General features: G+C 63.5%; 24 protein-coding genes. 12 read left to right on the plus strand and 12 right to left on the minus strand.

The window, feature by feature from the left end:
- Window positions 1-21 precede the first annotated feature (21 nt).
- The 5 genes from EI290_RS18485 to EI290_RS18505 form a co-directional block, all read right to left on the minus strand.
- Window positions 22-465: a DMT family transporter gene (locus EI290_RS18485; RefSeq protein WP_125433148.1), complete on the minus strand. Its 444-nt coding sequence runs from the start codon at window positions 463-465 to the stop codon at window positions 22-24.
- A gap of 32 nt (window positions 466-497) precedes the next feature.
- The gene (locus EI290_RS18490; RefSeq protein WP_073285429.1) at window positions 498-1,271 is read right to left on the minus strand and encodes a metallophosphoesterase family protein; all 774 of its coding nucleotides are present in this window, start codon (window positions 1,269-1,271) and stop codon (window positions 498-500) included.
- 72 nt (window positions 1,272-1,343) lie between these two features.
- Window positions 1,344-1,808, minus strand: coding sequence for a DUF6428 family protein (locus tag EI290_RS18495; RefSeq protein ID WP_073285426.1), 465 nt, complete (start codon window positions 1,806-1,808; stop codon window positions 1,344-1,346).
- A 40-nt stretch (window positions 1,809-1,848) separates the two neighbouring features.
- Window positions 1,849-2,199 carry an ArsR/SmtB family transcription factor gene (locus EI290_RS18500; protein ID WP_125433149.1) on the minus strand — a complete coding sequence of 117 codons (351 nt, stop codon included), beginning with the start codon at window positions 2,197-2,199 and terminating at the stop codon, window positions 1,849-1,851.
- Window positions 2,186-2,461 carry a hypothetical protein gene (locus tag EI290_RS18505; protein ID WP_125433150.1) on the minus strand — a complete coding sequence of 92 codons (276 nt, stop codon included), beginning with the start codon at window positions 2,459-2,461 and terminating at the stop codon, window positions 2,186-2,188. The genes EI290_RS18500 and EI290_RS18505 overlap by 14 nt, the downstream gene beginning before the upstream one ends.
- 86 nt (window positions 2,462-2,547) lie before the next feature.
- On the opposite strand from EI290_RS18505, the gene EI290_RS18510 reads away from it, so the two are divergent.
- Window positions 2,548-5,568, plus strand: a complete 3,021-nt coding sequence (locus tag EI290_RS18510; protein WP_125433151.1) for a Tn3 family transposase — start codon at window positions 2,548-2,550, stop codon at window positions 5,566-5,568.
- A gap of 29 nt (window positions 5,569-5,597) precedes the next feature.
- Here EI290_RS18510 and EI290_RS18515 read toward each other — a convergent pair whose 3' ends face one another.
- Window positions 5,598-6,167 carry a recombinase family protein gene (locus EI290_RS18515; RefSeq protein WP_125433152.1) on the minus strand — a complete coding sequence of 190 codons (570 nt, stop codon included), beginning with the start codon at window positions 6,165-6,167 and terminating at the stop codon, window positions 5,598-5,600.
- A complete protein-coding gene (locus tag EI290_RS18520; RefSeq protein ID WP_073285415.1) occupies window positions 6,164-6,589 on the minus strand; it encodes a hypothetical protein in 426 nt (141 codons plus the stop codon). Before EI290_RS18520 ends, EI290_RS18515 begins: the two co-directional genes overlap by 4 nt.
- A 239-nt stretch (window positions 6,590-6,828) precedes the next feature.
- Between EI290_RS18520 and EI290_RS18525 the strand changes: the two genes are divergently transcribed.
- From EI290_RS18525 to EI290_RS18535, 3 genes are all read left to right on the plus strand, one after another.
- Complete coding sequence (locus EI290_RS18525) at window positions 6,829-7,992, plus strand: sensor histidine kinase (RefSeq protein ID WP_125433153.1); 1,164 nt, start codon at window positions 6,829-6,831, stop codon at window positions 7,990-7,992.
- Window positions 7,993-8,121: 129 nt separating this feature from the next.
- Window positions 8,122-9,042 (plus strand): YncE family protein, encoded by a 921-nt coding sequence (locus EI290_RS18530; RefSeq protein WP_125433154.1) that lies wholly within the window; start codon window positions 8,122-8,124, stop codon window positions 9,040-9,042.
- Between the two features lie 424 nt (window positions 9,043-9,466).
- A complete protein-coding gene (locus tag EI290_RS18535) occupies window positions 9,467-10,114 on the plus strand; it encodes a phosphatase PAP2 family protein (protein ID WP_183405515.1) in 648 nt (215 codons plus the stop codon).
- 48 nt (window positions 10,115-10,162) lie between these two features.
- On the opposite strand, the gene EI290_RS18540 is transcribed toward EI290_RS18535, so the two are convergent.
- Window positions 10,163-10,753: a TlpA family protein disulfide reductase gene (locus EI290_RS18540; RefSeq protein WP_125433156.1), complete on the minus strand. Its 591-nt coding sequence runs from the start codon at window positions 10,751-10,753 to the stop codon at window positions 10,163-10,165.
- 151 nt (window positions 10,754-10,904) lie between these two features.
- On the opposite strand from EI290_RS18540, the gene EI290_RS18545 reads away from it, so the two are divergent.
- The 8 genes from EI290_RS18545 to EI290_RS18580 all read left to right on the plus strand — a co-directional run bounded on the left by EI290_RS18545 (window position 10,905) and on the right by EI290_RS18580 (window position 16,862).
- Window positions 10,905-11,228, plus strand: a complete 324-nt coding sequence (locus EI290_RS18545; RefSeq protein WP_246008998.1) for an ArsR/SmtB family transcription factor — start codon at window positions 10,905-10,907, stop codon at window positions 11,226-11,228.
- Between the two features lie 64 nt (window positions 11,229-11,292).
- On the plus strand, window positions 11,293-12,111 hold the full coding sequence (locus EI290_RS18550; protein ID WP_125433157.1) for a sulfite exporter TauE/SafE family protein: 819 nt from the start codon (window positions 11,293-11,295) through the stop codon (window positions 12,109-12,111).
- 59 nt (window positions 12,112-12,170) lie between these two features.
- The gene (locus EI290_RS18555) at window positions 12,171-13,532 is read left to right on the plus strand and encodes an MBL fold metallo-hydrolase (RefSeq protein ID WP_125433158.1); all 1,362 of its coding nucleotides are present in this window, start codon (window positions 12,171-12,173) and stop codon (window positions 13,530-13,532) included.
- Window positions 13,533-13,570: 38 nt separating this feature from the next.
- Window positions 13,571-13,912: a rhodanese-like domain-containing protein gene (locus tag EI290_RS18560; protein ID WP_125433159.1), complete on the plus strand. Its 342-nt coding sequence runs from the start codon at window positions 13,571-13,573 to the stop codon at window positions 13,910-13,912.
- Window positions 13,913-13,987: 75 nt separating this feature from the next.
- Window positions 13,988-14,548, plus strand: coding sequence for a YeeE/YedE family protein (locus EI290_RS18565; protein WP_125433160.1), 561 nt, complete (start codon window positions 13,988-13,990; stop codon window positions 14,546-14,548).
- 8 nt (window positions 14,549-14,556) lie between these two features.
- Window positions 14,557-14,967, plus strand: coding sequence for a DUF6691 family protein (locus tag EI290_RS18570; RefSeq protein ID WP_125433161.1), 411 nt, complete (start codon window positions 14,557-14,559; stop codon window positions 14,965-14,967).
- A gap of 106 nt (window positions 14,968-15,073) precedes the next feature.
- Entirely contained in the window at window positions 15,074-15,472 is a 399-nt protein-coding gene (locus EI290_RS18575; RefSeq protein WP_125433162.1) for an OsmC family protein, read from the plus strand.
- A 64-nt stretch (window positions 15,473-15,536) separates the two neighbouring features.
- Entirely contained in the window at window positions 15,537-16,862 is a 1,326-nt protein-coding gene (locus EI290_RS18580; RefSeq protein WP_125433163.1) for an MFS transporter, read from the plus strand.
- Window positions 16,863-16,868: 6 nt separating this feature from the next.
- On the opposite strand, the gene EI290_RS18585 is transcribed toward EI290_RS18580, so the two are convergent.
- The 4 genes from EI290_RS18585 to EI290_RS18600 all read right to left on the minus strand — a co-directional run bounded on the left by EI290_RS18585 (window position 16,869) and on the right by EI290_RS18600 (window position 18,784).
- Entirely contained in the window at window positions 16,869-17,144 is a 276-nt protein-coding gene (locus EI290_RS18585) for a YidH family protein (RefSeq protein WP_125433164.1), read from the minus strand.
- Between the two features lie 17 nt (window positions 17,145-17,161).
- Complete coding sequence (locus tag EI290_RS18590; RefSeq protein WP_125433165.1) at window positions 17,162-17,824, minus strand: MBL fold metallo-hydrolase; 663 nt, start codon at window positions 17,822-17,824, stop codon at window positions 17,162-17,164.
- Between the two features lie 63 nt (window positions 17,825-17,887).
- Window positions 17,888-18,532, minus strand: coding sequence for a TMEM175 family protein (locus tag EI290_RS18595; RefSeq protein ID WP_125433166.1), 645 nt, complete (start codon window positions 18,530-18,532; stop codon window positions 17,888-17,890).
- Between the two features lie 3 nt (window positions 18,533-18,535).
- Entirely contained in the window at window positions 18,536-18,784 is a 249-nt protein-coding gene (locus EI290_RS18600) for a hypothetical protein (protein WP_125433167.1), read from the minus strand.
- Window positions 18,785-18,857 lie beyond the last annotated feature (73 nt).

Raw genomic sequence — 18,857 nt, forward strand, 5'->3', positions numbered from 1 at the left:
CGGAACGGAGATGGGCGGCAGTTAGCGGCGGTTGAGCAGGTAGGCCCCGGCGACGAGCAGCAGCGCCCCGGCCAGCCGGCTCAGCGTGAGGGGGCTGCGGTTGAGGCCCAGCAACCCCAACTGGTCGAAGAGCAAGGCGGTGAGCAGCTGGCCGGTCACGACCAGGGCGAAGAGGGAGGCCGCGCCTACGCGCTGCAGCGAGAAGGTGATGGCCGCGATGTAGACCATGCCCAGTGCCCCGCCCGTCCACTGGTACCAGCGCACGCCCTGCACCGCCGCCAGCGTCGGGAGCGAGGCCTGCGTGCTGACCAGCACCAGCGCGGCGGCCAGCGTGCCCACCAGGTAGGAGGCGAGCACGGCCCACATCACGCTATGAAGGCCCCCGCGCAGTTGGCTGTTCACGGCCGACTGCGTGGTGAGGGCGGACCCGGCCAGCACCAGCACGAGGAAAGGGAGATATTTCATGGTGGAAACGACCGGGCAGCGAGTGCGCGGCCCTAGTAGGCCTTGCGCAGCATGTCGGCGTACTCGTTGGGCAGCGGCGAGGCTTCTACTGCCTGCGCCGCTTTCTCCACGTCGTATTCCACCCGAATCAGTTCCGAGCGTACGCTGTTGGGGTCGGTAAGCGTGGTGTTCTCGTCCAGGTGCAGCAGCTGGTAGGCGGCGCGGGGGTCGCCGTCCTTGGGCTTGCCCACCGAGCCGATGTTGAGGGCGTGCCGGTAGCGGGTTTCGCCCTCCACCTCGTAGGCGAAGGTGCGGTGGTAGGGCTTGTGGGTGTGGCCGAACAGCATGATGTCGGCGTTAGCATCCTGCAACACCCGCAGGAAGCTGGCTTCGGGCCGGTCCTCAAACAGGTACTCGTTGATTTTGCGCGGTGAGCCGTGCACCATCAGCAGGCTGAGCGTGCAGGGCTCCTCCTGAAACTCCAGGCGCATGTGCTTGGGCAGCAGGCGCAGGTAGCGCCGCTCGTCGTCGCCCACGACGTGGTTGGTGTAGGCGATGCTTTGCGCGCCCAGGTCTTTTTCCGTGTCGGTTTTGTAGGCGCAGCCGCAGTTGCTGCTGGCCAGCCCGATGCCCTGGTCGTAATTGCCGGCCAGCGTGGGGATGCCCCGGCGGCGTACCTCGTTCACCACTTCGTTGGGCCAGGGCGCGTAGCCCACCAAGTCACCCAAGCAGAAAATCATGTCCGGGCGGCGCTGCTCCATATCGGCCAGCGCTGCTTCGAGGGCCGGCAGGTTGCCGTGCACGTCGGAGAAAAAGGCAATCGTCATCAGAAGTAAAACAGAGTGGAGGAAGGAAAAAGCAAAACGGCGCAACCCGGGAGGGCTGCGCCGTTTGTCAGTCTAGCAGCACCCGCCGCCCGGCGTGCAGCCGCCAGCCGTTTGCACCTGAGGCAGGACAATTTGCTGAGCCGCCGGAATGCCGCAGGCATCCTGAGCCAGGCAAGCCGTTTGCTTGGCCGTGAGCACGAAATCGGTGCCGTCGAAGGTCAAACCGAACTTGCCGATGGTGGCCTGCTGGTACTCCACCTCAATGCCCAGGTCTTCGGTGCCCAGGATTTTCTCCGACAGGTTGAGGATGTGCAGGAATTTCTGGGGAGCCAACCGGTGGTCGTAGTCGCCGGCCTCCCAGAGCTGGAAGTTGGCGACCTGCTCCTGGCGCTCCACGCCGCCGCAGTCGATGAAGTGCTTGCTCACCAAGCCCACTTCCGTAACGTGGAAGTGCGCGGGCAGGTACTCGCCCGTGGGCAAACGGAAATTGACGGCTTCCACTTCGGCCAAAGCCTGCTTGATTTCAGAGATTTTCATGGCGTTACGTGTTGATAAGAGGATGAAAAAGGGATGGGGCCTAGCAGGCGCAGGCATCGTCGGGGCCGCAGGCCGCGCCGCTGGTGGCTTCTAGGAAAAAGGCCGTGAACTGCTGGTGGACCCGTTGCAGCAGCTCGGTGTTGAGGCAGTAGCAGACGGTGAGGCCGTCGATTTCACCGCGTATCAGATCCAGGGCTTTCAGCTCCTGCAGGTGCTGGGAAACGGCGGTGCGGGAGAGCGGCAACTCAGCGGCGATATCACCCGATATGCAGGTCTGCTTGCTGGCCAGCAGCTGAATGATGGCCACTCGCGCCGGGTGGGCCAGGGCCTTGGCCACGCGGGACAAGTGCTGCTGCTCTTCGGTAAAGGCGGCGGTTTTAGCGTAGGTCATGGGAGGAAGCCGGAAGTGGTTCGGGGGAAGTAGAAGGCACTGCCGTCGCCGTCAGCAGTTGGGTAAGCAGGGTTTCGGCACGTTGGTATGCGCGCTGCTCAGCTGCTTTGAGCCGCTGCTCGTCGCCCCCGCCCGGCAGGCCGTTGTAGCCGCCTTGTGTTTGCAGGCGCAGGCTTTCCAGCACCAGGCATTCGGTGCGCAGTACCCGTTCGAGCACGACGCGCAGCAACGGATGAACCGGCGTATCAGGGGAGGAAGACATAGCAGCAGGTAGCCAAGCAGGAAGTATGTCGCAAATATACGACATTGCATGACGTATGTTTACGTCGCACCTACTTTCTTCTTCGTATGCCGGTAGAATTTCTGAGTGACGAGCAAGCCGCTCGCTACGGACGCTTCTTTGCCGACCCCAGCCCCGAGCAGTTGGCCCGTTTCTTTTACCTGAGCCCGGATGATCGGGCATTCGTGGCCCGGCGACGACGCCGGCCCAACCAGCTCGGCTGTGCCGTGCAACTTGGCACCCTACGCTATTTGGGGACCTTCCTGCCTGAACCTACCCAGGTGCCGGCCGTTGTCGTGGAGACGCTGGCCGCACAGTTACAGGTCGACCCCACCGAGTGGACAGCGTACGGTAAGCGCGTCAGCACATGGTACGAACACCAGACGGCGGTGCTGGCCTACCTGCACTATGTCCCCTTCGAAGCCGCACAGGCGTTTCGACTTACACGCTGGCTCTACGCACAGGTCACCACCAGCACCGTACGCCCCAGCGTGTTGTTTGACCTGGCCACCGCCCACCTGGTCGCCCTACGCGTGGTACTGCCCGGCGTCACGGTGCTGGCCCGCCTCATTGCGCGGGTGCGTGAGCGCACTGGTCGTCATATCTACCGCCAGGTGGTTGCACGGTTGAATGCGACGCAACAGAACGCCCTGGAGACCTTGCTCGTGGTATTGCCCGGCGGGCGGCTCACCCTCTTGGAAGTATTGCGCACGTCCCCTACCCGCGTTTCCGCCCCCGCGCTGGTCGCCGCGCTACAACGGCTGGACCAGATTCGCGCCCTCGGTGTCGGCGACGTGCCCCTGAGCGACCTGCCGGAAGCCCGCCTGGCGCGCATGGCCCGGCACGCGCAGCTGGCCTGGGCCCAGCCGCTTTTGCGCATGGGGACGGAACGCCGGGTCGCCACATTGCTGGCTTTCGTGCAGGCGCTGGAACGCACCGCTACCGATGACATTCTGGAATTGTTTGACGGGCTGATGAGTGCATTGGCCCTGCGCGGGGAGGCGAAACGGCGGCGCGAGCGGCTGCGCTCCCTCAAAGACCTGGACGAGGCCGCGCTGCTATTACAACAGGCCGTGCGCATCCTGCTGGACGAGACGGTACCTGATGCGGCCCTGCGGCAGCGGGTACTCAGCACCCTGGGCGAAACCGCGCTCCGGGAGGCGGCCGATGCCGTGCAGGACCTGGCCAGCAGCGAGGACGACCCGATGCTCCAGGTGCTGGCCGGCAGCTACGCCACGGTTCGCCGCTTTTTGCCCGCACTGCTCGGCGGCCTGGTCTTCGAGGGCTCTCCGTCGGCCAAGTCCTTGCTTGATGCCTGGCACTTTTTACAGCAGCAAGAGCAGCCCGGTCGGGGCCGGCCTAAATGGGCCACCGCCCCCGTGGCGGTTATTCCGAAAAGCTGGGCCCTGCGCGTCTTTCCCGGCAAAGGGGACGTCAACCCGCATGCGTACACGCTGTGCGTGCTGGACCGGCTGCACCAGGCCCTGCGCCGCCGAGAAGTCTTCGTGCCGCGCAGCGAACGGTTTGGCGACCCACGCGCCGAATTGCTCCGGGGCGAGGCCTGGGCGGAGGCGCGGGATTCGGTGGCCCGTGCCCTGGACCGCTCCATCGACCCCGCCGTAGAATTGGCCCGCCTGCAACAGCAACTGCATGCCGCCTATACCGAAGTAAGCGCTAACCTGGCCCGGAATACGGCCCTGCAACTGCTGCAGATCGACGGTCAACCGTCCATTACCTTGACTCCGCTGGCGGCCCAGCAGGAGCTGGCCAGCCTGACGCGCCTACGCGAACAGCTGGCGGAGAAGTTGCCCCCGGTCGAGTTGGCCGCTCTTCTGCTGGAAGTGGAGGCCTTCACCGGCTTTGCCAGCGCCTTTACGCACGTGGCCGACGGGCAAACCGCTGCGACCGACCTGCCCTTGAGCATCTGCGCCGTACTGCTGGCCCAGGCCTGCAACATCGGGCTGAAAACGGTGGCGCGGGCCGATGTGCCCGCCCTGACGCTGCCCCGCCTCTCGTGGGTACAGCAAAACTACCTGCGCGCCGAAACCCTGACGGCGGCCAATGCCCGGCTGGTGGACGGCCAAGCCCAGTTGCCCCTGGCCCAGGCCTGGGGCGGCGGGGAGGTGGCCTCCGCCGATGGGATGCGCTTCGTCGTGCCCGTGCGCACCATCTACGCGGGCTGGAACAGCAAGTACTTCGCCTCCCAGCGGGGGGTTACCTATTATAATTTCACCAGCAACCAGTTCTCGGGCATCCACGGCATTGTCATTCCCGGCACGCTGCGCGACTCCTTGTTTATTCTGGCTGGGCTGCTGGAACAACAAACCAGCCTGGACCCCCGCGAAATTATGGCCGATACGCACGGTTTCAGCGAAGTAGTATTCGGGCTCTTTTCGCTGCTGGGCTTCCGCTTCAGCCCCCGGCTGGCCGATCTGCCGGACCAGCGGTTCTGGCGTCTCCATAAAGAGGATGACTATGGTCCGCTCAACGAGTTGAGTCGTCACGTCATCAATGCCCGGCTCATTTCGGAGCACTGGGACGATATGCTCCGGCTGGCTGGTTCGCTCAAATTGGGTAAGGTCAAGGCTACGGCCGTCATGCGCACCCTGCAACGGGCCGGCTCCCTCTCGGGTCTGGGGCGGGCGGTGGCCGAGCTGGGGCGGGTGGAGAAAACCCTCTACCTGCTGGCCTATGTGCACGATGAGGCGTACCGGCGGCGTATTCTGGTGCAACTCAACCGGGGTGAAGGTCGGCACGCGCTGGCCCGGGCCGTCTTTCACGGCAAGAAGGGCGAGCTGCGCCAACGCTACCGGGAGGGCATGGAGGACCAGTTGGGAGCCTTGGGCCTGGTGGTGAATGCGTTGGTGCTATGGAACACGCGGTATTTGCAGCAAGCCCTACAAGAGTGGCCAGCAACGGAAGCGGCCCTACTACCGGACGATGTGGCGCGCCTGTCGCCCCTGTTGCACGAGCACGTCAATATGTTGGGCCGCTACGATTTTACGCTGCCCGAAAGCATTGCGGCGGGGCAGTTGCGCCCGTTGCGCAACCCCGAAAACTGGCAGGAGCGGTTTGTTCCTGTAGAATAACGGAGCGGATAGCAGACCGACCGGAGTCACTACACCAGGTATTTGTGCATCGTCGCCACGGGGACGCCGGTCGCCACTTGAATCTTTTTAAAGCTTAGGCCCGTGCTGCGCAGCCGGCGTAATTCGGCAATCATCTCCGGAGCCAGGGCGGGGCGGCCCGGTTTTTTGCTGCTCCGCGCCTGCCCGGTTTTAATGCGCTCCGAAAAACGTACCCGTTCCTGCTTGGCAATGGCGGCCAGAAAGCCAATGATGGCATCCCGGAATAAACCCGTGCTGTCCAGGTACTGCTCGGTGAAAGACTTGAACTGCACCCCGACGGCGGTGAGCCGCTGCAGGTGATTGAGCGTCTCGGTTACGCCCTCGCGGCTAAAGCGGTCCAGCGCCCAGAATAGCACTACATCAAAACGGCGCTGGTGCGCATCCACGAACAATTGTTGGAACTGGGGACGTTCTGCGTTGCCGCCGCTTTCCTGATCCGTGTACTCCTTATAAATAGCGTAGCCCAGCCGCTGCGCGAAGTCCCGCAGTTCCCGTAGCTGGTTTTCGTTAGTCTGCCCTTTGTCCTTAGTACTGACACGGGCGTAAATCGCGGCCCTCATCGGTCTTTGCAGGTGTTCTGTACGTGTTCACGCCATGTTACGGGCGGCCCATGCATACGATCGGACACCTTCCTAAATCCATCGGCACTCAGCATGCCAACAAGTTCTGCCAGCTCATACACCTTTTGCAGTGGCTGATTGACAAAGTACGACCCCTTTTTTTCGTGGAAACCAAACGAAAACCCTGCTTCGAAATGCGTAGGGGCCATTTCAATATTACCGTAGCCTGCTGAAGTCGTGAGCATGACGCCAACACAATATTCTCCCTCAATGGCAATCACGGCGAAACGATGACAATGCTCTCTGAGCTTGTCTTCACAGTTCATAATCCTTTTACCTCCCTTAGGATAGATGGCATCAGGATGAAATTTATAGATACCTCGCACGACACGCTCGGTAGTGTATAGGCGTTGAATACTCATTCGCAAAACTACTGTTTCTCGAATGAGTTTGCCACCCGCCTTCTCCGCCCCGAGAGGGGCGTTTTAGCGGATTGTTTTCGGGAGGGTTTTTCGAACGCTTTTTCCGAGCCCGACTCAGGGTGATTTTCGAGATGCTCCCGACTGCTCTTAAGATCTTTTTTCAGAACATCTGAAATGTCATATGCTCTTAGCGGGAATTTCTGTTCTTACTCTAGTGCTACCCCCTTTACTACGCCGACGTGGACGAGGCGCTGCTGCTACGCCGCGAGGAAGTAGTCCGAAAGCTGCCGTTGGTGCCGCGCGCGCAGGACCTTGCCCTGTGGATGAAGCTTGACCGCGACCTGGTCATCCGGCCATTGGGCCGGGAGCCTGCCGGGCCGGAACGCATAGCAGGGGAATTGCGCTACGACTCGCTGGCCAAAGAGATGGAGCCTTACCGGACGCTTACGACTACGGTGCGCTACCACGGCCACCCCTACCGGCTGGTGCTGCGCAGCTCGCTCGTGGAAAGCGAGGACCTGTTGGCGGCCATTGGGGTGGCGCAGGCGGGGCTGCTGGTGGTGCTGCTCGGCGGGCTGGTGCTGGTGCAGCAGCGCGTGGCCCGCCGCCTGTGGCGGCCGTTCTACGAAACGCTGGCCCAACTGCGTCGCTTCCGCCTCGACCAGCGCGTGCCGGTGGAGCTGACGCCGTCGCCCACACTGGAATTCCAGGAGCTCAACGCCGCCCTGACCGACTTGCTTACCCAGCATCGCCGGCTGTACCACAGCCAGAAAGAATTCACCGAGAACGCGGCGCACGAGATGCAGACGCCCCTGGCCGTGCAGCACACCAAGCTGGAGCTGTTGGCCCAGCAGCCCAATTTGGGCGAAGCGCAAGCCCAGCACATCGGAGCCTTGCTGGACGTCACGCAGCGGCTGGCCCGACTGAATCGCAGCCTGCTGCTGCTGGCTCGTCTCGAAAACCAGCAATTTACCGCCGACGAGGAAGTGGACCTGCGGCGGGTGCTGACCACCATTGTCAAGCAATTACAGGAAGAAATCGAAGCCGCGCAGTTGAACGTGCAGCTCGCGGCCGACCATCCCGTGTGGCTGCGGGGCAACTCGACGCTGCTGGAGATTTTGGTGAGCAACCTGGTCGTGAACGCCATCCGGCACAACCAAACCGGGGGGGCAATTGCGGTGACGCTCACGCCGCAACGCCTGACGGTGGCAAATACCGGACGGGCCGCGGCCCTGCCCGCCGGCCGGGAATTTGCCCGCTTCCGCAAGGATGCCTTGAGCGCCCCCGGTGGCGTCGGGCTGGGGCTGGCCATTTCGCGTCAAATCTGCGACACGTGCGGCCTGCAATTAGCCTACGACTTCGAGGTGCCCAACTGGCACCGCTTCACGGTGAGTTGGACCTGAGCCCTTTCTCCAGCACTTTTTATGCAAAATTCAATAGGCTGGGGAGCACTCAGCATGCTGCTGGGCCTGGTGGCAAGTGGCTGTCAATCGAATAGCCGAGCCGACCAGCCGACGGCTGTTGCACGGCCCGTGAAAGCACTGCTTTACCTGGAGCGGACGATAGCACTGCCCCAGGTAAAAGGTGGGTTCGACCTGATGGCCCTGGATGCCGCCGGTCAGCGGCTATTCGTAGCCGCCGAAGACAATCACAGCGTCGAAGCAGTGAACGTGGGCACTGGCCGCGCCCTGGCCAGTCTGCCCGGCTTTGCGGAGCCCAAGTGGGTGGTGTACCGGCCCGAAGGAAATTGCCTGTTCGTCTCAACGGGCGGCGACGGGCGCGTCACCGAGCTGGACGGTGCCACGTATCAGCGGGTACGTACCTATGCCTTCCGCGAGGCCTGCAACAACCTGCGCTTCGACAGCGCGGCGCACCAGTTAGTTGTGGGTGTGGGCAAAAGCTTTGGGGCCCTTGGGCTGCTGGATGTGGCTCACCACGTCAAGACCGGCGAAATCCCCTTGGCGGGCTACGCCAAGCAGTTCGAGCTGGACGGCCGGCGGGTATACGTCAACGAGCCGGCCCTTAATCAGGTCGAGGTGATTGACCGGCAAACCCGGAAAAGCATCGCGACCTGGCCGGTCACGGGGGGAGGCCAGAATATCCCGATGGCGCTGGATGGTGCGCACCACCGGCTTTTTGTGGCCTGTGCGCCGGGTCGGCTGGTGGTGTTCGCCACCCCGGGCGGTCGCCAGGTGGCCAGCTTGCCCATCAGTCCCGGTGCCGACGGTATTTATTACGACGGCCGCCGGGCGCAGCTCTACATCTCCTGTGGGGCCGGGACGCTGGAAATTGTCAAACAGCAAACGCCTGACCGCTACCAGCTGAGCCAGTCGCTGCCTACGGTTAAAGGAGCCGGCACTAGCTTGTATTCTCCGGTGCTCGACCGCCTCTTTCTGGCTACTCCCCAGTCCGCCGGCCATGCCGCCGCCATCCGCTGCTATAAGCCCGATTGAGTTAATCAGCCACAACATTTCCGCCGGTAGCCCCCGGCAGCACCTTGGGGTAGCCTGCACGCTTCGCTGTCTAGGCCGCTGCCTGCCTAACCGTCCACGGTAGCACGAGGGCTGAGACGACACGGCACTCAACTTTCGCTCAGAATGCGACGCTAATTTTCGCCTATTGCTCAACGCTGAGTCTCGCGTGGCTGTAGCCAGCATCATTGAGCGGGTTACGCTTCGGTCAACTCTTCCCGTTATGCCAATGGTGCCGTCCTCTTTGTTTGCCAACGTTCTGACTCGTGCCTGGATGGTTGGCCTGCTGTGTTTCAGTACCAAGGCTATTTGTTTGGCGCAGGTACTACTACCGAAAGACTCCTCTTTGAGCAGGACGGCGACCATACCAACCACCGTAGGCCCCCGCAATCCTTTCCGCCCCACGTTGCGGCAGTTAGCTGTGCCGGCGCTACTGTTGGGAGTGGCCACCCTGGGTACCGAGGGCGTGGACGCACTGGAAACGGACGAGGCCATTCAAGCTTCCGTCAAAAGGCACTTTCCTCGTTTTGAAACCTCTCTCGACGACCAGCTGCGCCATATGCCGGCCGTGGCCACGCTGGGCCTGAGCCTGGCCGGTGTGAAGGGCGTGCACAGCACCGTTAATCAGGGCGTGATTTTCTTCCTGGCCTACACCATCAACAACACCCTGACCAGCAACCTAAAAAATCTGGCCCACGTCGAGCGGCCCTACGGCAACCAGGACTACAGCTCCTTTCCCAGCCAGCACACCAGCGCCGCGTTTGCCGCCGCCACCTTCCTGCACCGCGAGTACGGCGGCCGGAGCATCTGGTACAGCGTGGGCGGGTACTCGGTGGCCACGGCCACGGCGACCATCCGGGTGCTGGGCAACAAGCACTGGCTCTCCGACGTGCTGGCCGGCGCCGGCGTGGGCATCCTGTCTACGGAGCTGGCCTACTGGGCCTACCCGCTGGTGCACCGGGTGCTGCTGCGCGGCCTGCAGGACCGGGCCATGGTGGTGCCCCTTTACAACAACGGCGCGCTGGGAGCCGCCGTGTGCCTGACGCTACGCTAAGCCGTTCTGCCCCGAATGACATGGTGGGGACTTTGCAGCAGAAGCGGCTCAGCGGGAAAGTTTCTCCAGCGCCGCTTTAAACTCGGACGTGTCGTACTCGGCCATGCCATCGTGGCGGGCGGCCACCTGCCCATCGGGGCCGAGGATGACGGTGGAGGGAATGGAGTTGGAATCGAACGGCGCGGGCAGGTTGCCGGTGCGCAGGTACACCGGAAAGGTGTAGCTCTGGCTTTTAACGAACTTCCGGGCCTTGGCCGCATCATCGTCGAGCGAGAGCATTACGAAGGCCACCTTCGCGGGGTCCATTTTTTTATACAGGGCTTCGATGCCGGGCATCTCGGCGCGGCAGGGCGGGCACCAGCTGGCCCACAGGTTCACGAACACGACTTTGCCTTTCAGCTCGCTCAGGTTAACTGGCTGGCCGTCGAGGGTGACCATCGGCAGGTTGTGGGGATAGGCGGTGCCGCTGGTGAGCACCACCGGCACCGCGGCTGGAGCGGCGGGCACTTCGGCTTTCCAGAGGCCGGTGGCCAGCAGGCCGCGCTGCACGCCGCCGAGTACGATAGGCCGCAGGGGCGTGAACAGGACCAGCGCGAACAGGACCCAGGGAAGCCACTGCAATAAGTTCTTACGGTTCATAACGGGGGCTTAAGGAATTGGCCGGGGCCGCCGCGCGGCCCTTGGGGCGCTTGACCCGGGAGCAGGCCAGCGAGAAAAAATGAACTTGCTGGAACAAAGATACGGACAATACTTGTAAGCATGAACAAATGTTCATACATTTGTTCAACCTATGACGACCGCCGCTTCCCCCGCCCCCATTGAGCTTGGCCTCGACATCGAGAAGATGGAGAAGGTGGCCTTTATTCTCAAGACCACGGCCCACCCCACCCGCATTGCCATCGTGCAGCTGCTGGCGGCCACCGACAGCCTGTCGGTGTCGGACATCAGCGAAAAGCTGAACGTGGAGCAAAGCCTGCTCTCCCACCACCTCACGGGCATGAAGCTCAAAGGCATCCTGAGCAGCTCCCGCGAGGGCAAAAACATCTACTACGCCCTGAAAATGCGCGAAGTCATCGACGTGATTCAGTGCCTGGCCGCGTGCACTTTCCTATAGGAATCGCGGCTTTTTTTGCCGCAATACATGAACACCCTTTCATAAATTCATACATCCCCCGCTCATGCTCCATTACTTCGGCTACTTCGCCGCCATTTTCATTGGCCTTTCGCTGGGCATCATGGGTGGGGGTGGCTCCATTCTCACAGTGCCGGTGCTGGTGTATTTGATGGGGGTGAGCCCGGTGCTGAGCACGGCCTATTCGCTGTTCGTGGTGGGCTCTACCTCGGTGGTGGGGGCTTCGGGCTACTTCCGCAAGAGGCTGGTGTCGCTGCGCACGGCCATTGTGTTCTTGCTGCCTTCGCTGGCGGCGGTGTTTCTGGTGCGCAAGGTGCTCATGCCGGCCATTCCGCACGTGCTGTTCACGATGGGTAGCATCGTCTTTACCAAAGACCTGCTGGTGCTGGTGGCCTTCGCCGTGCTGATGGTGGTGGCGGCCACCTCCATGATTCGCAGCAAGCAGGCCGTTGAAGTGCTGGGGGAGGAACTACACCACAAGCACACCTTTAACTACCCGCTCATTCTCACCATTGGCCTGGTGGTGGGCACGCTCACGGGCTTTGTGGGGGCGGGCGGCGGCTTTCTCATCATCCCGGCCTTGGTGCTGGGGGCGCGCCTGCCAATGAAGCTGGCCGTGGGCACATCGCTGGCCATTATTGCTCTGAACTCGCTCATTGGCTTCACAGGGGACCTGAGCGCGGGCACGCCCATCGCCTGGCCGTTTTTGCTGGGCTTCCTGGCCTTTGCCCTCGGCGGCATCGTGCTGGGCACCTACCTGGCCCGCTTCATTCCGGGGGCCAAGCTCAAGCCCGCTTTTGGCTGGTTTACGCTGGCCATGGGCACGTTTATTCTCACCAAGGAGCTGCTGTTTCACCACGCATAACGCTTCCTTTTCCGCCTTCTCACCTCCCGATTCTCTCACCCGTTTTTTCGTTGCTTCCCATGAAAATCGAACAGTTTGAAGACAAGGGCCTGGCCCACTTCTCCTACGCCATCCTGAGCGAGTGCGCCCGGGAAATCGTGCTGGTGGACCCCGCCCGCGACCCGCAGCCCTACTACGACTTCGCCCGGCAGCACGACGCACAAATCGTGGCCGTGCTCGAAACCCACCCCCACGCCGATTTCGTCTCCTCGCACCGCGAAGTTGCGCAACATACCGGCGCGGTTATCCGCGTGAGCAAGCTGCTGGGGGCCGAGTACGCGCACGAAGCGTTTGACGACGGCGACTCGTTCACGGTGGGCAAGCTCACCTTCCGGGCCCTGAACACGCCCGGCCACTCGCCCGATTCGGTGAGCACCGTGCTCATCCGGGAGGGCCGGGACGTGGCCGTGTTCACGGGCGACACGCTGCTCATCGGCGACGTGGGGCGGCCCGACCTGCGCGAAAAGGCCGGCAACCTGACCGCCAAGCGCGAAGAGCTGGCCAAGCAGCTGTACCACAGCACCCGCGAGAAGCTGATGACGCTGGCCGACGACGTGCTGGTGTACCCTGCCCACGGTGCGGGCTCGCTCTGCAGCAAGGCCACCAGCACGGCCAGCAGCAGCACCATCGGGGCCGAGAAAAACGGCAACTACGCCCTGCGACCCCAATCCGAGGAGGCCTTCGTGCAGGAGCTGCTGGCCGACCAGCCCTTCATTCCCAAGTACTTCGGCTACGACGTGGACCTGAACAAGGCCGGCGCGCCCGACTTCGCGCCCGGCGTGGCCCGGGTGCCGCGCCTGGCCGTAGGCGAGGCCCTGGCGGCCGGCGTGGTCATCGTCGACACGCGCCCCGAAGCGGAGTTCAAGCGCGGCCACCTGCCCCAGGCGATTAACATTCAGCAGGGGGGCAAATTTGAAACCTGGCTGGGCTCCCTCGTAGGGCCGACGGAACGGTTTTACCTCCTGGCCGCCGACGGGGCGGTGCTGGATGATGTGATTCGCAAAACGGCCAAAATTGGCTACGAGCCCCTGATTCTGGGCGCGCGGGTGGGCTCGCCGGGCCACGAGGAAACGATGCCGGCGCTGGACGTGGAAGCGTTTCGCGCCCACCCCGACCGCTACACCGTCGTGGACATCCGCAACCCGTCGGAGCACGCCCACGAGCCGCTGTTTGCCGGCTCGCTGAGCATTCCGCTGCCGGAACTGCGCGAGCGGGCCGGGGAAATTCCGACCGGTAAGCCGGTGGTGGTGCACTGCGCCGGCGGCTACCGCTCGGCGGCGGGCAGCAGCATCGTGGCCCCGGCCCTGCCGGGCACGTCGGTCTTCGATTTGGGCGAGGCCGTAAAGTCTTTTCCCGTGCTGGCCGGGGCCGTTCACGCCTAAGGCCTGACACCCCCGTTTAATCTATTTTATTCTTTCCCATGTTCAATTTCCTGAAATCCTCCGCCCCGGCTTATCACAACCTGCCCCCGGCCCAGTTTTCCACCGAAATCCGGCAGCCCGGCGCGGTGCTGCTGGACGTGCGCCGGCCCGACGAGTTTGCCCAAGGCCACCTGCCCGGCGCGGTGAACATCGAAGTGACTGCGCCCGATTTTGCCCAGCGCGTGGCCAGCCTCGACCAGCAGGCCCCCACCTACGTGTACTGCCGCAGCGGGGCGCGCTCGGCCAAAGCGGCCGACCAACTGGCAAAGGCCGGTTTCACACACGTTGCCAACCTGCTCGGCGGCGTGCTCGACTGGCCCGAGCCGCTGACCACGCGCTAACGCATAGGCCGCTCACAATTTCTCTCGTGTGCCCCGCTCCGTCGAGCGACCGGGGCACTTATTAGCGCTTGATTTATGCTTGAACTTCTGCAACAGCCCTGGCCCTGGTACGTGGCCGGGCCCCTCATCGGCCTCACGGTACCGGCCCTGCTGCTCGTGGGCAACAAGGCGCTGGGCATCAGCTCCTCGCTGCGCCATATCTGCGCCGCCTGCGTGCCGGCCGGCATTCCGTTCCTGCAGTACAACTGGCGGGCCGAAAGCTGGAACCTGATGTTCGTGCTCGGCATTGCGCTGGGCGGCTTCATCGGCTACCGGCTCATGGGCCACCCGGACGTGGTGGGCATCTCGGCCGAAACCGTGCGCGACCTGAAGGCGCAGCTGCACCTGACGGACTTCTCCGGGCTGCTGCCGCGCGAGCTGTTTGCGCTCGATAACCTGGCGAACTGGAAGGGCTGGTTCTTTTTGGTGCTGGGCGGCTTTCTGGTGGGCTTCGGCACGCGCTACGCGGGCGGCTGCACCTCGGGCCACGCCATCTCGGGCCTGTCGAACCTGCAATGGGTGTCGCTGGTGGCCGTTATCGGCTTTTTTGCCGGCGGTTTGCTGATGACCTGGCTGATTTACCCGCTGCTGTTTTAATACGCCCCATGAAATACCTCAAGTACCTGGTGCTGGGCACACTGTTCGGCATCATTCTCACCAAAAGCGAAGTCATCAGCTGGTTTCGGATTCAGGAGATGTTCCGCTTCCAGGCTTTCCACATGTACGGCGTCATCGGCTCGGCCGTGGTAGTGGGGCTGATTTCGATTCAGCTCATCAAGCGCAATCACCTGAAAACCCTCGGTGGCAAACCCATCGTGATTGCCGACAAGAAATTCAGCCACGGCGTCTGGATTGGCGGCCTCCTATTCGGGTTGGGCTGGGCCATTACCGGGGCCTGCCCCGGCCCGTTGTTCGCGCAGCTGGGCAGCGGCGTGCCGGCGGCCGCAGTCATGATTCTGGCGGCGCTGGCGGGCACCTGGACGTACAGCGCGCTGCGCGAAAAGCTGCCTAACTGAACTGTTACCGACCACTCGTCACGACCGCTCGCCTTCGCCCAGCCGGCCCAATGCTTCCTGCCGTTAAAGGCGTTGCCTACGTTGCCGTTCTAACCCCTGCCCTTCTATGACCACCCTCACCGGCCGCCTTGATGCTGCCCCTTACCGCACCGCCATTTCCCTGGAACGGGGCCGCACGCTGCTCGCCGATGAGCCCGCCGACCGCGGCGGCCAAGACCTGGGTCCCTCCCCGGGCGAGCTGCTTGCCGCCTCGCTCAGCGCCTGCACCTGCATCACGCTGCGGATGTACGCCGACCGCAACCAGTGGCCCTTGCGGGACATCGAAGCCGTGGTGACATTTGAGCGGGACGAGCGGCAGGTGATTACCCGGCTGGACGTGGTGCTGCGCCTGCAGGGCGAGCTCAGTGACGAGCAGCTCCAGCGCCTGCTGCGCGTGGCCCACCAGTGCCCCATCCACAAAACGCTCATGGCGGCGGTGCCACTTTCGGTGCAGCTGGCCGGCTAGCGGAGGAAAACCCGACCGCTGGCGGGGGTATAAGATGTTCGTTGTAATCAAGCAGAGCTACAAGATGCCCACTCAACTCGGTTTGCGCGCCAACTGGCGGCAGTTCGCGCTGCTGGTGCTCGTCAACGCCTTCGTGGGCGGCATGGTGGGGCTGGAACGCACCATTCTGCCCCGGCTGGCTGAGCAGGAGTTTCACCTGGTGGCGCGCTCGGCCATTCTGTCCTTCATCGTGGTGTTCGGCTTGACTAAGGCCGTGGCTAACTACTACGCCGGCGCCTGGGCCGGGCGGATGGGACGCAAAAACCTGCTGGTGCTGGGCTGGGCCTTCGGGCTGCCCGTGCCATTGTTGTTGCTCTGGGCCCCGAGCTGGGGCTGGGTGATTTTCGCCAACGTGCTGCTGGGCCTGAACCAGGGCCTGGCCTGGTCGAGCACGGTGGTCATGAAAATGGACCTGGTAGGGCCGAAACAGCGCGGCCTGGCCATGGGCCTAAACGAGTCGGCTGGCTACCTGGCCGTGGGGGCTACCGCCTTTGCCTCCGGGTGGCTGGCCACGGAGTACGGTCTGCGCCCTTATCCGTTTTATCTGGGCATTTCCTTGGCGGTGCTGGGGCTGCTGGGCAGCCTGCTGGTGCGCGACACCCGAGTTCACGTGGCCCTGGAAGCGGCGCAGGCCCCCGCCACGCCGACCGGCCCCCGCCTGTCGTTCTGGGACGTAAGCTGGCGGCACCCCAACCTGGGCTCCGTGACGCAGGCGGGCTTAATCAACAACCTCAACGACGGCTTGGTGTGGGGCCTGCTGCCGCTGCTGCTGGCCAGCAAGGGCTTCACACTGACGCAGATTGGTACGGTGGCGGCCGTGTACCCGGCCGTGTGGGGCCTGGGCCAGCTGCTGACGGGCCCGCTGGCCGACCGGCTCTGCAAGAAAGACCTGCTCTTCTGGGGTATGCTGCTGCAAGGAGTCGTGCTGCTGGCCATGCTGTTTACCGACACCTACCCCGCCTTTGTGCTGCTGGCGGCGCTGCTCGGCGCGGGCACGGCCCTGGTGTACCCCACGTTTCTGGCGGCGGTGGCCGAATACGCCCCGGCCCCGCAGCGGGCGCGCAGCGTGGGCATCTTCCGCTTCTGGCGCGACATGGGCTATGCCATCGGGGCGCTGCTGACGGGCGGGCTGGCCGATGCGTTCGGGCTCCCAGCGGCGCTGGCGGCCATCGGGGGCCTCACGGTGGTTTCGGCGGTGGTTATTCAGCGGCGAATGTCGTGCGCGCCCAAGGCCAATGCCTCAGGGGTGCCCCGTTCCTGCCCGGCACCCACGGCGCCGGAGCAGCCGGTGGTGACAGGGCCGCGATGGTCATTTCAACCCCGAGCAGGTTGGGACTTGACGCTCAGCTAAGCGGCCTCAGTTCTCGCCCAGCTGGCAGGTGGCCAGTTGCCGGCGATGTACCCGAAAGCGCCACAGGCCGACTGCCAGCACCAGGGCCGCCACGGCCAGCGCCGAGTAGCCCAGCCGCCCGCCCCGCTCGGGGTGAAATTGCAGCAAGGCCAGCCCAAAGCCCACCAGTGCCAGACTGGTGCGCACGTAGGTCAGCAAAGTACGCTCGTTGGCCAGGCGGGTGCGCTGCAAGGCCAGTTGGTCCGAAAGAGGAAGTGAAGGGATGGGAGTTGTCGCAGACATCAGAACAGAGGGAGAGACTACGCAAGGGTAATGGCATCGCCCGGCTCGCCCAGGCGATGAAATACGATACCTTGCTTTTCGAAATAGGGCCCGTAATTCTCGTAGCGCTGCTGCACGAAGAAGGGCTTGAGGTAGCCATCGTGCACCGGCAGAATCTGCCTGGGCCGCATCTTCAGGGCAAAGTCGGCCACTACCAGTTCCGTGAGGAAGGGCGCGGTGACGGGCAGCACTAGCAACTCTATCCCCGCAAACTGGAGAAGGTTCCCAGCGAAGGAATCGGCGGGGTTCAACACCTTGCCATTCACCAGCCAAGCCGTCATTTGGGGCAGCGGGCTATCGAGAATGGCCTCGTGCTGCACCGGGATGGCCAGCAGCTGAAACGCGCCTAAATCCAGCGGACCTTCCTCGTGAATTTGCACCGTCAGACCGTGCGCTTTCAGTTTGGCGGCCACTTCGCGGTTGGAAACGATGACGGCCTGGCGCAGGGCCACGATTTTCTGCAGCGCTTCCACGTCGAGGTGGTCGGGGTGGTCGTGGGTGATGAGGACGACGGAAACGTCCTTGAAAACCTCGGGCTTGACCAGGCCTTCGTTGAAAGAAAACTTGCCGGGGTCGAAGAGGATTTGCTGGCCGTCCAGCTCGAACAACAGGCAGGAGTGGATGTATTTGGTGATGCGCATGGCGTTGGGAAAGGCAGGCTGTTAGACAAGTACGCGCCGCTGGCCGGCACGTTCCCAATTGGTTCAGTCGCCCAGCCAGCGGTCGGCCACTAGGCCCAGGGCGTAGTTGAGCTGCACGAGCAGCAGCAGGATAGCCCCGGCATACACGCTCACGAAGCACAGCCCGGCCGCCGCCGCGTAGAGCACCTGCATCAGCCCGATGCGGCGCACCAACGCCCGACTCACGGCCGCATCCACGGCCCGCAAGAGGCTGTGCCGCTCGGCGTAGCGGTAGCTGCCCAGCAGGGCCGCTCCCACCAGCAGCAGGTTGGCCCAGTACACCAGCACCGCCCCGCGCAGGGGGAAATGGGTGGTGAGAAACGCCGTGGAAAACGTCAGCAGCCCCACCACCAGCAGAAAGGCAATGTGCCACCAGGCCAGCCGCCGGTCGCTGTGCTCCAGGTAGGTGAACTGCGTACTCTGGCACACCCAAAAGATGCCCAGCGACAGGAACCCCAGCACGTAGCCCCCGATGCTGGGCAGTAGCTCCAGCAAGGCCGGCCCCACGTCGGCCTCGGTGCGCACGAGGGCGGCGGCCGGCACCCGCAGGTTGAGCACGAGCAGGGTCATGGCGATGGAAAACACGCCGTCGCTGAGCGACTCGATGCGGCGCAGGTTTTGGGCCGCCACGGCGGTGTAGGCTACGGGCGGGGCGTGCGGCGCGGCCACGGGCTAACGGGGCGAAGCCGTCCGGCGGTGGTCCCGCTTGTCGTCTTTTTTGACCAGCTTGGGCTCTTTGCTCAGGCTTTCGCCGTGCGTGACGTGGCCGTCGTGCCGGGCGCGCCGGTTTTCGCGCACCATTTTGGCGTCGACTTTGCCCTCTTTTTTGAGCATCTTATCGCCCTGCTGGGCGTGCGTGGTCAGGCTAAGGCCCAACAGGGCGAGCGCGGCGGCGAAGGAAAAACGGCGGGTTGGGGACATCGGAGCAGCGAAAAAGTACGGGGTTAAATGTAGGGCCTGGCCCTTTTAGTAGCGGGAAAACCAGGTGGTTTCG

The organism is Hymenobacter metallilatus, assembly GCF_003944705.1.
Taxonomy (GTDB): domain Bacteria; phylum Bacteroidota; class Bacteroidia; order Cytophagales; family Hymenobacteraceae; genus Hymenobacter; species Hymenobacter metallilatus.

Excerpts from the sequence above, each read along its gene's own strand:
- EI290_RS18485 (WP_125433148.1), bottom strand. The coding sequence starts at position 465 with ATGAAATATCTCCCTTTCCTCGTGCTGGTGCTGGCCGGGTCCGCCCTC.
- EI290_RS18490 (WP_073285429.1), bottom strand. The coding sequence starts at position 1,271 with ATGACGATTGCCTTTTTCTCCGACGTGCACGGCAACCTGCCGGCCCTC.
- EI290_RS18495 (WP_073285426.1), bottom strand. The coding sequence starts at position 1,808 with ATGAAAATCTCTGAAATCAAGCAGGCTTTGGCCGAAGTGGAAGCCGTC.
- EI290_RS18500 (WP_125433149.1), bottom strand. The coding sequence starts at position 2,199 with ATGACCTACGCTAAAACCGCCGCCTTTACCGAAGAGCAGCAGCACTTG.
- EI290_RS18505 (WP_125433150.1), bottom strand. The coding sequence starts at position 2,461 with ATGTCTTCCTCCCCTGATACGCCGGTTCATCCGTTGCTGCGCGTCGTG.
- EI290_RS18510 (WP_125433151.1), top strand. The coding sequence starts at position 2,548 with ATGCCGGTAGAATTTCTGAGTGACGAGCAAGCCGCTCGCTACGGACGC.
- EI290_RS18515 (WP_125433152.1), bottom strand. The coding sequence starts at position 6,167 with ATGAGGGCCGCGATTTACGCCCGTGTCAGTACTAAGGACAAAGGGCAG.
- EI290_RS18520 (WP_073285415.1), bottom strand. The coding sequence starts at position 6,589 with ATGAGTATTCAACGCCTATACACTACCGAGCGTGTCGTGCGAGGTATC.
- EI290_RS18540 (WP_125433156.1), bottom strand. The coding sequence starts at position 10,753 with ATGAACCGTAAGAACTTATTGCAGTGGCTTCCCTGGGTCCTGTTCGCG.
- EI290_RS18545 (WP_246008998.1), top strand. The coding sequence starts at position 10,905 with ATGACGACCGCCGCTTCCCCCGCCCCCATTGAGCTTGGCCTCGACATC.
- EI290_RS18550 (WP_125433157.1), top strand. The coding sequence starts at position 11,293 with ATGCTCCATTACTTCGGCTACTTCGCCGCCATTTTCATTGGCCTTTCG.
- EI290_RS18555 (WP_125433158.1), top strand. The coding sequence starts at position 12,171 with ATGAAAATCGAACAGTTTGAAGACAAGGGCCTGGCCCACTTCTCCTAC.
- EI290_RS18560 (WP_125433159.1), top strand. The coding sequence starts at position 13,571 with ATGTTCAATTTCCTGAAATCCTCCGCCCCGGCTTATCACAACCTGCCC.
- EI290_RS18565 (WP_125433160.1), top strand. The coding sequence starts at position 13,988 with ATGCTTGAACTTCTGCAACAGCCCTGGCCCTGGTACGTGGCCGGGCCC.
- EI290_RS18570 (WP_125433161.1), top strand. The coding sequence starts at position 14,557 with ATGAAATACCTCAAGTACCTGGTGCTGGGCACACTGTTCGGCATCATT.
- EI290_RS18575 (WP_125433162.1), top strand. The coding sequence starts at position 15,074 with ATGACCACCCTCACCGGCCGCCTTGATGCTGCCCCTTACCGCACCGCC.
- EI290_RS18580 (WP_125433163.1), top strand. The coding sequence starts at position 15,537 with ATGCCCACTCAACTCGGTTTGCGCGCCAACTGGCGGCAGTTCGCGCTG.
- EI290_RS18585 (WP_125433164.1), bottom strand. The coding sequence starts at position 17,144 with ATGTCTGCGACAACTCCCATCCCTTCACTTCCTCTTTCGGACCAACTG.
- EI290_RS18590 (WP_125433165.1), bottom strand. The coding sequence starts at position 17,824 with ATGCGCATCACCAAATACATCCACTCCTGCCTGTTGTTCGAGCTGGAC.
- EI290_RS18600 (WP_125433167.1), bottom strand. The coding sequence starts at position 18,784 with ATGTCCCCAACCCGCCGTTTTTCCTTCGCCGCCGCGCTCGCCCTGTTG.